Here is a 13,105-nt window from a genome sequence, read left to right as displayed (position 1 = left end):
TGTGTTTAATAAACTGATTTTTAATCAATTATTTAATTGGTTTTTTATTTCTATTTTTGCCTAAATCTACATTGTAAAAACAATTTATGAGCAACCCCAAGCACAAACTTTGTGATGAATCTTATTTTAATAACTTTTATTTAGAGCATATTCAAGCTGTAAATAATTTTGCGTTTTATAAGTGTGGCGATAAAGCGGCATCATTAGATTATGTACAAGATGCTTTTGCAAAAATATGGGAAAACTGTTCTAAAATAGATTTCGAAAAAGCAAAAACGTATCTGTTTACTACAGTTAATAATTTATTTTTAAATGCGATACGCCACCAAAAAGTTGTGTTGTCTTATGCGAAAGAGTCTCCATATATAGATAAAACGAACCAAAGTCCTGAATATTTATTAGAAGAAGATGAATTTAAAAAGAAGTTGCTCTCTGCAATTTCAGATTTAAGTGAAGAGCAGCGCGAAGTATTTTTATTAAATAGAATGGAAGATAAAAAGTACAGAGAAATTGCCGATTTACTTAATATTTCGCAAAAAACGGTAGAAAAAAGAATGTCTGCTGCTTTAAAAATATTGCGTAACAAAGTAGATAATTTAAAAGTTTAAATTTTACTGTAGGGTAAATATATATATAGGTGTCTTAGTTATAGAAGTATAAAATTAATGAATAAAGAAAACGACATATTAAAGTGGTTTAATGGAGAAATATCTCTTGAGGAAATTAAAAAAAGATATCCTCAGGAAGATTTTTCATCGCTTGAAAAACTAGGTTTTTATTCAAAACAAATTGATATTCCTAAAATAGATGCTCAAAAAGCACTAGAAGATTTTAAAACAAGAACGTTTAAAAAGGATGAGACAAAGGTTATTTCATTAAATTTTAAATCATTTTTAAAAATAGCAGCCATTTTTGTGGTTATGCTAACGTCTTCTTACTTCTTGTTTTTTAATAACACAAAGTCTTATTCAACAGAAATAGCACAAACAGAAACCTTAAGCCTTCCAGATAATTCTGAAGTTATTCTAAATGCGCAATCAAAACTTACATTTAATAAAAAAGAGTGGAAGCAAAGCCGAAATCTTAATTTAAAAGGTGAAGCTTTTTTTAAAGTGACTAAAGGTGAAAAGTTTACTGTAAAAACAGATGTTGGTAATATACAAGTGTTGGGAACACAGTTTAATGTAAAAGAACGCGCTAATTATTTTGAAGTAAAATGTTATGAAGGCTCTGTAAGAGTTACACATAATAATAAAACAACCATATTAACCACAGGAAAAGCATTTAGAGTTGTTGATGGAGAAATTATTGAGACTAAAGATTTTTATGCTAAAAATCCATCATGGTTAGCTAAAGAGTCTAATTTTGATAATGTGCCATTATGGCAAGTTATAAACGAGTTAGAAATTCAATATGATATAACTATAAAAGCTTCTAATGTTAATGTGAATAAAATGTTTTCTGGTAGTTTTACACATACCAATAAAAATATGGCGTTGCAATCTGTAACGATTCCACTTAAATTAAGCTATAAAATAAATAGTAAAAAAGTAGAGTTCTATAACTATGAAAAGAACTAAAAATTTTTTCAGTTTATTTTTAATATGTTGTAGTTTTTCTTTTAGTATTCAATCTCAAGAAAAGTTACCACTTTTAGATTTACTTCCGCAATTAGAAATTAAATTTGATGTAAAGTTTTCTTATTCAGAAAGCGATGTTAATGCTATTATTGTTGATAGCCCAAATGAAGCCGATTCGATAAATAAGATTATAGAAACACTTAATCAAACCACAATTTTAAACTTCAAGTTTCTTAACGAGCGTTATATTACGGTTTCTACAATAGATAAAAGAATTTCTATTTGTGGTTTGGTGATTACTCAGGCCAATAATGAACCTCTATTGGGTGCGTCTGTCGTGATTAAAAACTCTTCAAAAGGATTAATTACAAATGTTGATGGGGAATTTCAATTAGCAGATGTTGGTATTAATGAAACCGTTGTAATTTCTTTTTTAGGCTATGAAAATCTGATGGTTAAAGCAAAAGATTTAAGATTCATAGATAATACTTGCAAAACAATAGTTATGCAAGAAAAAAATGAAGAGTTAAATCAAGTTTTAATATCTAAGTTTTTAACCACAGGTTTGCAAAAGCGAATTGATGGAAGCACCATTTTAAATACTGAAAAATTTGGTATTTTACCAGGACTTACCGAGCCAGATATTTTACAATCTATTCAAGCATTGCCAGGTGTTGAAAGTGTTAATGAAAGTATTGCGAATATTAATGTTAGAGGAGGTACTAACGACCAAAATTTAATGCTTTGGGATAATATTAAAATGTATCATTCTGGACATTTTTTCGGACTCATTTCAGCATACAATCCTTATCTTACCAATAAAGTTGTTGTAATGAAAAATGGGACACCTAGTGAGTTTAGTGATGGTGTGTCTAGCACTATTAATATGTCTACAAAAGATGTGATTGGAGATGATTTTTCTGGTGGATTTGGCTTTAATTTATTGCATGTCGATGCCTTTTTAGAAATACCAATAAGTAAAAAATTAGCCTTACATGTTTCTGGAAGAAGATCTTTTACAGATATTTTTAATACACCAACTTATGATAATTATTTTGAACGTAGTTTTCAAGATAGCGAGCTTACAACAAATGATGACAACATAAGTGAAAGTAATAGATCATCAGAATTTTACTTTTACGATTACACAGCAAAAATACTTTTTGATTTTAATGAAAATCATAAGCTTAGAGCCAATATAATTGGTATAAGTAATAATTTAGATTATACTGAAAGTTATACTAATAATACAGATGAAACAGAATCTAAAACAAGTAATTTACAACAAGAAAATTTAGGCTTAGGAACTAGTTGGAACGCTATTTGGAGCGATAAGTTTATAACAGATATAACTGCTTTTTATTCTAAATACAATGTAGATGCAACAGATTATAGAATTGAAACAGATCAAAAATTAACACAAGCTAATGAGGTTTTAGAAACAGGATTTAAGCTTAAAACTAATTTTAAAATTAATAAGGTTTTTAATCTCTTAAATGGCTATCAGTTTAGTGAAATTGGTATTTTAAACGAAACCACAGTTAGTTCGCCATCCTATAGTAAAACAAAAAAAGACGTTTTATTAAACCATGCGCTTTTTAGCGAGTTAGAATATAATAAGGATAATACGTATTTGCGATTAGGTGTTCGTGGAAACTATTTTCAAAAATTTGATAAATTTATTGTTGAGCCTCGTTTAAATTTCAGGCAAAAGTTATCCAATAAACTAGCTATTAAATTGCAAGGTGAGTTTAAAAATCAGTCTGCAAATCAAAAAATAGATTTTCAAGATGATTTTTTAGGTGTTGAAAACAGACGTTGGATTTTAGCAAATGAGAAAGATATTCCAATTTCAGAAAGTAAACAAGGGTCTTTAGGTTTTGAGTTTAAACATAATAATATACTAATTGATGTCGAGGGTTTTTATAAAGTAATTGATGGTATTACCGCTTCAAATCAAGGGTTTTATAACAATTTTCAATATATAAATGCTACAGGAAGTTATAATGTTAAGGGGGTTGAGTTTTTAATAAATAAAACAGCAAACAAATCCAGTGCTTGGTTAAGTTATACATACAGTATTAACGATTATAAATTTGAAAGTTTTACACCATCTACTTTTCCTAATAATGTTGATATTAGGCATTCAGTTTCTTTGGCTTTTAATTATAACGTTTTAGATAATTTAGAAGTTTCAGTTGGCGGTATTTGTAGATCCGGCCAGCCTTATACAAAACCAATTGAAGGTAACGAAACTGTACAAAATGGTAATACAACTACTGTTAATTATGACACACCTAACAATGAAAATTTAGAAGATTTTATAAGGTTAGATACTTCAATCAATTATAATTTTAATATTTCAGAATCTGTTTTAGGGGTATTTAGAGTTGGTGTTTTAAATATTTTAAATAGAAAAAACAGCATTAATCGTTATTATGAGGTTAATCCAGATGATTCTAATAAAGCTTTACAAATAGATAATAAATCTCTTGGTTTAACTCCGAATTTAAGTTTTAGAGTTAAATTCTAAATAAATAACATCGATTAAATACAATTTTACACGATTAAATGCTTTTTTGTGTTTTTTTTTCTTATGTTTGTGTAACCAAATTTATTATAAATGAAAAAGATAATTTTACTTACGTTACTAGTGTTGGCAACAACAATTTCTCAAGCTCAAAATGATATCGATGCATTACTTGCTGCGGGTGTTGATGATGCTGCAAAATTTGCTAATGATTATTTAGCACCAGGAACTAATGGTTTAATGCACAGTATGAACTCTAACTGGTTTAACACGGCAGATGCAAAACCTTTAGGAGGTTTTGAAATTTCTGTTGTTGTAAATGCTGCATCTGTAAAAGATGAAAATAAGGTGTTTAATTTAAATACTGATGATTATAATAATGTTCAATTTGTTCAAGGGCCAAGTTCTCAAATGGTTTCATCAGTTTTAGGGGAAAATAACCCAGCCATTTTTGTTGAGGTCGAGTATGAAGATGCAATTTTTGGAAGCCAGACAGAGCAAATAGAATTACCACAAGGTATTGGTTCAGAAAATATAAGTTTAATACCAACAGCATTTATACAAGGTGCATTAGGATTAAGTAAAGGTATAGAACTTAAAGCGCGTTTTGTGCCTAAAATTGATGCAGATGATGTTTCTTTAAGCATGTATGGTGCAGGCGTACAGTTTGAAGTGACCAAGTGGTTGCCTGCAGATAAATTATTACCAGTTGCTATATCTGGTTTAGTGGCTTACACGCATTTAGATGGTTCTTATGACTTAACAGATTCGTCTGGAATACAAGGCGAAAATCAACGTGTTGAAAACGCTACTAATACTTGGTTGTTTCAATTAATAGCATCTACTAAATTGCCAATAATTAATTTTTACGGCGGTTTAGGATATATTAAAGGGAAATCAGAATCAGATTTATTAGGAACTTATAGGGTTACTAATGGTGTTTTAACATCAGAAGATATTGTAGATCCATTTTCGGTATCAAGTGAAGCTTCTTCGGTACGAGGAACTATAGGAACAAAATTAAAATTAGGTTTTTTTAGACTTAATGCAGAATATCATTTATCAGAATTTAACGCTTTTTCAGTAGGAATCAATTTTGGTTTCAGGTAGTAAGCGTTTAGAAAATATAATTATTTAGTTTTAGTTAGTTTATGTTTAGTTTTCCTTAAAAAGTACAAGATTAAATCTTGTACTTTTTTTATTTAGAGTATTTTAATTCGTAATTTCGCATGACTTACATCAGTATTTTAATGATTTAAAATGTTGAAGTTTGTATCGTAAAATATCAATTAAATTAAAATATAAATTAAAATGAAAGTAACAGTAGTAGGAGCAGGTGCCGTAGGTGCAAGTTGTGCAGAGTATATCGCCATTAAAAACTTCGCTTCAGAAGTTGTTTTGTTAGACATCAAAGAAGGATATGCAGAAGGAAAAGCCATGGATTTAATGCAATGCGCATCCTTAAATGGTTTTGATACTAAAATAACTGGAATTACTAACGATTATAGCAAAACAGCAAATAGTGATATTTGTGTAATTACTTCAGGAATTCCTCGTAAACCAGGAATGACACGTGAAGAATTAATAGGTATTAATGCAGGTATTGTAAAAGCGGTGTCTTCAAGTTTAATAGAGCATTCTCCTAATACTATTTTAATTGTTGTGAGTAACCCAATGGATACCATGACGTATTTAGCACACAAATCTACAGGATTGCCTAAAAACAGAATTATAGGTATGGGTGGAGCTTTAGATTCTGCTCGTTTTAAATATAGATTAGCTGAAGCTTTAGAAGCGCCAATTAGTGATGTAGATGGTATGGTGATTGGAGGACATAGTGATACAGGTATGGTTCCATTAACTTCTCATGCAACTAGAAACAGTATAAAAGTTTCAGAATTTTTAAGCGAAGAGCGTTTAGAGCAAGTAGCTGCCGATACTAAAGTTGGAGGTGCTACACTTACTAAATTATTAGGTACTTCGGCATGGTATGCACCTGGAGCTGCAGTAAGTGGTTTAGTTCAAGCCATTGCTTGTGATCAAAAGAAAATGTACCCATGTTCTACGCTATTAGAAGGTGAGTATGGTTTAAATGACATATGTATTGGTGTACCAGTAATTTTAGGTAAAAACGGTATAGAACAAATTGTTGATATTGAATTAAGTGATGCTGAAAAAGCACATATGTTAAATAGTGCAGAAGGTGTTAGAAAAACAAATGGATTATTAGATGTATAACATCTAAATACATTTAAGTAGATATTTATATAAAGACTGTAGAAATACAGTCTTTATTTTTTATATTTGGCGCATGTTAAAAAAATGGTACATAGGTACTTTTATTATTATTCTTACTCTGTTGGGTATTGTTTCCCAACGACCTGCAGTTATAGCAAATCAAGAAATTGTATTGCAATTTACAGATGTTGCAGTAACCATTGATGAGGTTAAAAACACTATTGCAATTGTAAAGAAACAGTTGCAAGATTTAGGTGTAGACAATATTCAAGTAAAAGAAGGTGAACTTGGTAAGTTGAAAATAACTTATTATAGCGATGCTGATGTTACTCTTATAAAAGAAACATTTTCTAAAGAGAAAAAGGTAGAAATTGATTTTACAGCCAATCATAATAAAAATTCAAACCAACTTCCGTTAGGTGAAGATACTATTAGTTATAATCTTGATATTTATGAAATTCAAGATGGAAACGATACCGATTGGGATTTAAATGGCATAAGCGTTATTCAGTTCGACACAAAAAGTGATCGTTTTTTTGACCCAAACCCACACATACTTTTCAATACTATAATAGTTAGTAACGACAATAAAATTGTAAAACTAACCTATAAAGTGCGTAGGAATATTGCTATTACAATAGATGATATACTACACAAAATTCCTGAAGTTAGAGCTGGCCCCATTTGCTAATGGGCAAATTTAAAAGTGAATCTTTTCATAATCAATAAAAAGATTCATAAAAACTTTTAAAATTGTTTCATAAATACATTCTCAAATTAGCTTTCATCAATTAAAAAAAGCTAGAAATTTTAATTAAATATAAAAATTGTCAAATTATACGGGAAATTCTATATTTGCTCGTTTAAAAAAATTTGACCTAAAAAATATAAAAATGCAAAATAAAGGATTAGTAAAGTTATTTGCTCTTTTGTTTGGTTTGGTAAGTCTTTATCAACTTTCATTCACATTCAAATCAAATCAAATTGAAAGTGAAGCAGCAGAAATAGCTATTAATAAAATTCCAGAATCAGAAGATGACTATCGTGCAAAACGTAGTCAAGAAGAAGCTAACTATTTACAGTCAATAGCAACCGATACGGTTTTTAACATAGGTATTGCAAAATTCACTTATAACGATGTGAAAGCAAAAGCAATGAACCTTGGTCTTGACTTAAAAGGTGGTATTAACGTAATTCTTCAAGTGTCTGTAAAAGACATTTTAAAAGGATTAACAAATAACACTAAAGACCCTCTTTTTAACAAGGCTTTAGATGATGCTACCGAGCTTCAAAAGAATAGTCAAAATACTTATTTACAAGATTTCTTTGTGGCTTTTGATAAAATTAAAGGAGACACAAAATTAGCATCTCCAGATATATTTTATACCAAAGCACTAGATGGTGAAATTGATGGAACCATGTCTGATGATGAGGTTAAAAACATCATCGAAACAAAAATTGATGAATCAATTGTTTCTGCTTTTGAGGTATTACGTAAACGTATTGATGAGTTTGGTGTAACATCACCAAATATTCAGCGTTTAGGGTCATCTGGTCGTATTTTAGTTGAATTACCAGGAGTTAAAGATGTAGAACGTGCTACAGGTTTATTACAAAGTACAGCACAATTAGAATTTTGGGATGCTTATAAAGGGGAGCAATTCTTTCCATTTTTATCTCAAGCTAATGAAGTTTTAAAAGATATTGTTGATACAAAAACTGATGCAGAACAAGCTGAACCACAAGATGAAGAAAATGCTACAGATTCTCAAATTGATGATTTATTAGGTGATGCTGAAACTGATTCTACGGCTGTTGCAGCAGTAAACCCGGTTTTCGATTTAATAAGAGGACAAGGTTATCCTGGAGGACCAGTTATTGCTAAGTTTGAAATTAAAGACAAAGAAACCGTTCTTGATTATTTAAATAAACCAGAAGTTAGATCATTACTTCCAGCAGAACAACGTTATACTAAATTCGTTTTCGGGAAACCAGAAAAAGATAGCGAATTAGTCGATTTATATGCATTAGATGGTAATAGAGAAAACACACCGCAATTAAGTGGCGCGGTAGTAACCGATGCTCGTAACCAATTTGGACCAACAGGAAAATCGGAAGTATCTATGCAAATGAATGCAAAAGGTGCTAAGATTTGGGAGGAAATGACAGGTAAAGCATATACACAAGGTAGCCAAATAGCTATTGTTTTAGATGACGTTGTATATTCTGCCCCAGGAGTAACTACAGGTCCAATTGCTGGAGGAAGTTCTTCTATTTCTGGGGACTTCACATTAAATGAAGCAATAGATTTAGCAAACGTATTACGTGCAGGTAAGTTACCAGCATCAGCAGATATTATTCAAAGTGAAGTTGTTGGGCCATCATTGGGTCAAGAAGCTATTGATAGTGGTAAAATGTCTTTCACAATTGCTTTAGCATTAGTATTACTTTGGATGATATTTTACTACGGTAAAGCGGGTGCATTTGCAGATATTGCTATGTTATTAAACATTTTATTAATCTTCGGTATTTTATCAGGATTAGGAGCTGTCCTAACATTGCCAGGTATTGCAGGTATCGTGCTAACAATTGGTATGTCAGTTGATGCGAACGTACTTATATTTGAACGTATTCGAGAAGAACTTGGCAAAGGCAAGGGGCAAAAAGAAGCGATTCAGGATGGATTTAGTAATGCCTTATCATCTATTTTAGATGCGAATATAACAACAGGTTTAACAGCTTTAATTTTATTCATTTTTGGTACAGGACCAATTAAAGGATTCGCTACTACTTTACTAATAGGTATTGGAACATCTTTATTTACAGCTATTTTTATTACTAGATTATTAATTGATTGGTATGCAAATAGAGGTGGAAAATTAGATTTCTCTACAGGAATTACTAAAAATCTTTTTAGAAACATCAATATAGAATTCTTAAAGAAACGCAAAGTGGCTTACATTATTTCTGGTGCTTTCATTTTATTAAGTTTAGGATCTTTATTTACAAATAGTTTAGATCAAGGTGTAGATTTTGTAGGAGGAAGAACTTATCAAGTACGTTTTGCACAAGATATTAGTGCTTCTGAAATAACAGGTGTTTTATCTCAGCCAGACGTGTTTGGAAGTGCAGATGCAAAAACATTTGGAGATGCAAATCAGTTAAAAATTACAACAAAATACAAAGTAAACGAAACAGGTTCTGAAGTTGATGAAGATATTAGAAAAACACTTTACTCGGCTTTACAACCACATTTAGACGGTGTATCATATGAGGATTTTATTAGTGATGCCGATACTAAAACAGTTGGTTTAATGAAGTATTACAAAGTAAGTCCAACAATTGCCGATGATATTAAACAAGCATCATTCTGGGCAATTTTAGGGTCTTTAATTGTAGTATTCTTATATATTTTAATTCGTTTTAAAAGATGGCAATACTCACTTGGTGCTGTTGTTGCAGTATTCCATGATGTATTAATTGTATTAGGTGTATTCTCACTAACATACAAGTTTATGCCTTTTAGTATGGAAATTGACCAAGCATTTATTGCAGCCATACTAACTGTAATAGGTTACTCATTAAATGATACTGTAGTTGTATTTGATAGAATTCGTGAATTTTTTAACGAGCATTCAAACTGGAACTTTAATAAAGTTGTAAACGTATCTTTAAGCAGTACTTTAAGTAGAACTTTAAATACGTCGTTAACTACTTTGGTAGTATTATTAGCTATATTTATTTTTGGAGGTGATTCTATTAGAGGATTTATGTTTGCTTTAATAGTAGGAGTTGTAGTAGGTACATACTCATCACTATTTATTGCTACACCAATAATGTATGATACTGTACAAGGATTAGAAGATAAAAAGAAGAAGAAAGACTAACTCAAAATTTTTTTCTTTATTGAAAAGCCTATCATTTTTTGATAGGCTTTTTTTTGATTTCATTTAGCATCAAAATAAATAGAGTTTAATTTACAGAGCTAAATATAAAATTTTTGAAGACGGTTTTCCTGAAAAGTCAAATTTCAAAACAGCTTTAATTTATTAAGTAAATACTTTATATTACATTTACATTTCATAAAATTTCCATATTGATATCTCCATCATCCATAGAACAAGTATTTGAAACCGCCCGAGTAGAGGAGGTGATAGGTGATTTTGTAAATCTTAAAAAAGCAGGTAGTAACTTTAAAGGTTTAAGTCCGTTTAGCGACGAGCGTTCACCAAGTTTTATGGTATCTCCTGTAAAGCAAATTTGGAAAGATTTTTCTACGGGTAAAGGCGGAACATCTGTTTCATTTTTAATGGAACATGAGCATTTTACTTATCCAGAAGCTATAAGGTATTTGGCAAAAAAATACAATATTGAAATTGAGGAAACAGAACAATCTAGCGAGCAAAAAGAAAAAGCTAACGAACGAGAAAGTTTATATTTAGTAAGTGAATTTGCCAATACTTATTTTCAAAAAGTATTACATAAAACAGATCAAGGAAAATCGATTGGCTTAAGTTATTTTAAAGAGCGTGGATTTACAGATGAAACTATTAAAACATTCGATTTAGGATATTCATTAAACGAGTGGCAAGTTTTTACAGATGAAGCTTTAAAGCAAGGATATAATCTTGACTATTTAGAAAAAACAGGACTTACCATAGTAAAAGAAGAGAAGCGTTTTGATAGGTTTAAAGGACGCGTTATGTTTCCTATAAAAAGTATGAGTGGTCGGGTTTTAGGCTTTGGAGGACGTATTCTTATTAATGACAAAAAAGCCGCCAAATATGTAAACTCACCAGAGAGTGATATTTATCATAAAAGTAAAGTGTTATATGGCATTTATCATGCCAAGCAAAGTATAGCCAAAGAAGATAATTGTTTTTTAGTTGAAGGTTATACAGATGTTATTCAGTTTCATCAAACAGGGATAAAAAATGTAGTATCCTCATCAGGAACTGCTTTAACTTCAGAACAAATTAGACTTATAAATCGTCTTACAAAAAATATAACGGTGTTATTTGATGGAGATGCAGCAGGGATGCGTGCGTCGTTACGAGGTATAGATTTGATTTTGGAACAAGGTATGAACGTGAAGGTTTGTACATTTCCACAGGGTGAAGATCCAGATAGTTTTGCAAAACAAAATACCCTTGAAGAATTGTCTTTGTATTTAGAGGATAATGCAAAAGATTTTATTCAGTTTAAAGCATCGGTTTTATATGAAGAATCTAAAAACGACCCCATAAAGAAGGCTGATACAGTTAGGGATATTGTAAATAGTATTTCTAAAATACCTGATCGTATTAAAAAAGAAATTTATATACAAGAGTGTGCCAGAATTATGGATATAAGTGAGGAAGTTCTATTCAGCACACTAGCACAAATAAATAAAAAGGAGTTTCAAGAAGATAATAAGCAATATAAAAATGAGCAAAAAGCTTTTGATGTTATAAAGCATCAACAACCTGTAAAAAAGGTGGATGTTCAATATGTTTTAGAGCGAAAAATCATTGAAGTTTTGTTGCTTTACGGAAATAAAAAAGAAGATTTTGAAGACTTAGTTTTAAAAGAGAATGATAAGGGAGAACTGGTTTTAGAGCCTGTAATTCATCAAGCTAAAGTGTTTGAGAAAGTGTTTTTAGACCTGCAAGATGATGAGATGGAGTTTACAAATCCACAGTTTAAAGAATTGTACTATACTATTATAGATAGGTTAAACCAAAACCCAGATTTCGAACTTAAAAACTTTGTAAATTCAGTAGAACAAGATATGGCTAATGAAATAACTACTATTCTTATGGAAGATGAGCGTTATGCATTAGATGATTGGAACCGCATGAATATTTTTCCAAAGAAAAAAACACACAGTATTGCACAACTAGTTAGCGAAACTATTTTAAGTTTACGTTGTTTTTTAATTGATCAAAAGGTGAAAGAGTTTCAGCAAGAAACATTGCAAAATAAAATAGACACGAATAGAAATATACTTGAAGAAGTAAAAGACTATTCGGGTCTAAAAATGTTATTGTCTAGAAAACTAAATAGAGTTTTATAGACCTTCGTTAAGTTTAGCTTGATTAACTAAATCAACTAAATTAGTAACTTTTAATTTACGCATTAAACGTGCTTTATAAGTACTAACCGTTTTTTCATTAATATCTAATTCTTTAGATATTTCTTTGTTCTTTTTACCAATAGTTAGAAGTTTTAAAACTTCAGATTCTCTGGTCGATAATTTTTTATAAAAAGTACCGTTAGTTTTATTAACTCTATTTCCAAAAGCTAATTGTTGTGTTAAATCGTTACTTAAATAAATACCGCCATCATTAACCTTTAATATGGCTTCATTTATTGTGATTACATTTACAGATTTTGAAATGTATCCAGATGCACCAGCTTTAATGGCGTTTATGGCATACACTTCTTCTGGTTGTGCACTAAAGATAATAGCTTTAATGTCTGGGTAATCATTTTTTAAATAACGTAAAACAGTTAATCCGTTAAGTTTAGGAAAATCTGTTTCCATTAAAATAATGTCTACAGGGTTTTTCTTAATAAATTCTAAGATGGCTTCGCCATCATCAACACTTCCAACAACTTTTATGTCAGAGGAAGCAGAAAATAAGACTTCTAGTCCCTTTCTTGTAATAGGGTGGTTGTCTGCTACTAATAATTTTATCATAATTAAAAAGCTTTTTAGAACTATTTTGAGAAATAGTTAAGTTTGAGAGATTAAGCTTGATGTAAATGTAAGAAT

9 protein-coding genes are annotated in these 13,105 nt (G+C 30.3%); 8 read left to right on the top strand and 1 reads right to left on the bottom strand.

Going from position 1 to position 13,105, the window contains the following annotated elements; translation table 11 throughout:
- Positions 1-86: 86 nt before the first annotated feature.
- The 8 genes from BT151_RS00140 (at position 87) to dnaG (ending at position 12,403) form a co-directional block, all read left to right on the top strand.
- Positions 87-608, top strand: coding sequence for an RNA polymerase sigma factor (locus BT151_RS00140; protein WP_072399533.1), 522 nt, complete (start codon positions 87-89; stop codon positions 606-608).
- A 57-nt stretch (positions 609-665) separates the two neighbouring features.
- Positions 666-1,580 carry a FecR family protein gene (locus BT151_RS00135; RefSeq protein WP_072399532.1) on the top strand — a complete coding sequence of 305 codons (915 nt, stop codon included), beginning with the start codon at positions 666-668 and terminating at the stop codon, positions 1,578-1,580.
- A complete protein-coding gene (locus BT151_RS00130) occupies positions 1,567-4,113 on the top strand; it encodes a TonB-dependent receptor plug domain-containing protein (RefSeq protein WP_072399531.1) in 2,547 nt (848 codons plus the stop codon). The genes BT151_RS00135 and BT151_RS00130 overlap by 14 nt, the downstream gene beginning before the upstream one ends.
- A 90-nt stretch (positions 4,114-4,203) precedes the next feature.
- A complete protein-coding gene (locus BT151_RS00125) occupies positions 4,204-5,220 on the top strand; it encodes a DUF6588 family protein (protein ID WP_072399530.1) in 1,017 nt (338 codons plus the stop codon).
- Between the two features lie 201 nt (positions 5,221-5,421).
- Positions 5,422-6,348: a malate dehydrogenase gene (mdh, locus tag BT151_RS00120; RefSeq protein WP_072399529.1), complete on the top strand. Its 927-nt coding sequence runs from the start codon at positions 5,422-5,424 to the stop codon at positions 6,346-6,348.
- Between the two features lie 73 nt (positions 6,349-6,421).
- Positions 6,422-7,039 carry a hypothetical protein gene (locus tag BT151_RS00115; protein ID WP_072399528.1) on the top strand — a complete coding sequence of 206 codons (618 nt, stop codon included), beginning with the start codon at positions 6,422-6,424 and terminating at the stop codon, positions 7,037-7,039.
- A gap of 202 nt (positions 7,040-7,241) precedes the next feature.
- A complete protein-coding gene (gene secDF / locus BT151_RS00110) occupies positions 7,242-10,235 on the top strand; it encodes a protein translocase subunit SecDF (protein WP_072399527.1) in 2,994 nt (997 codons plus the stop codon).
- Between the two features lie 209 nt (positions 10,236-10,444).
- On the top strand, positions 10,445-12,403 hold the full coding sequence (gene dnaG, locus BT151_RS00105) for a DNA primase (RefSeq protein ID WP_072399526.1): 1,959 nt from the start codon (positions 10,445-10,447) through the stop codon (positions 12,401-12,403).
- Here dnaG and BT151_RS00100 read toward each other — a convergent pair.
- Positions 12,398-13,030, bottom strand: a complete 633-nt coding sequence (locus tag BT151_RS00100) for a response regulator (protein WP_072399525.1) — start codon at positions 13,028-13,030, stop codon at positions 12,398-12,400. The genes dnaG and BT151_RS00100 overlap by 6 nt on opposite strands.
- Positions 13,031-13,105 lie beyond the last annotated feature (75 nt).

Origin of the sequence: Flaviramulus basaltis (assembly GCF_900114265.1) — a bacterium.
Lineage (GTDB): Bacteria > Bacteroidota > Bacteroidia > Flavobacteriales > Flavobacteriaceae > Flaviramulus > Flaviramulus basaltis.
The sequence above is the reverse complement of the archived record's forward strand: the minus strand, read 5'-3'. Positions and strand labels throughout refer to the sequence as shown.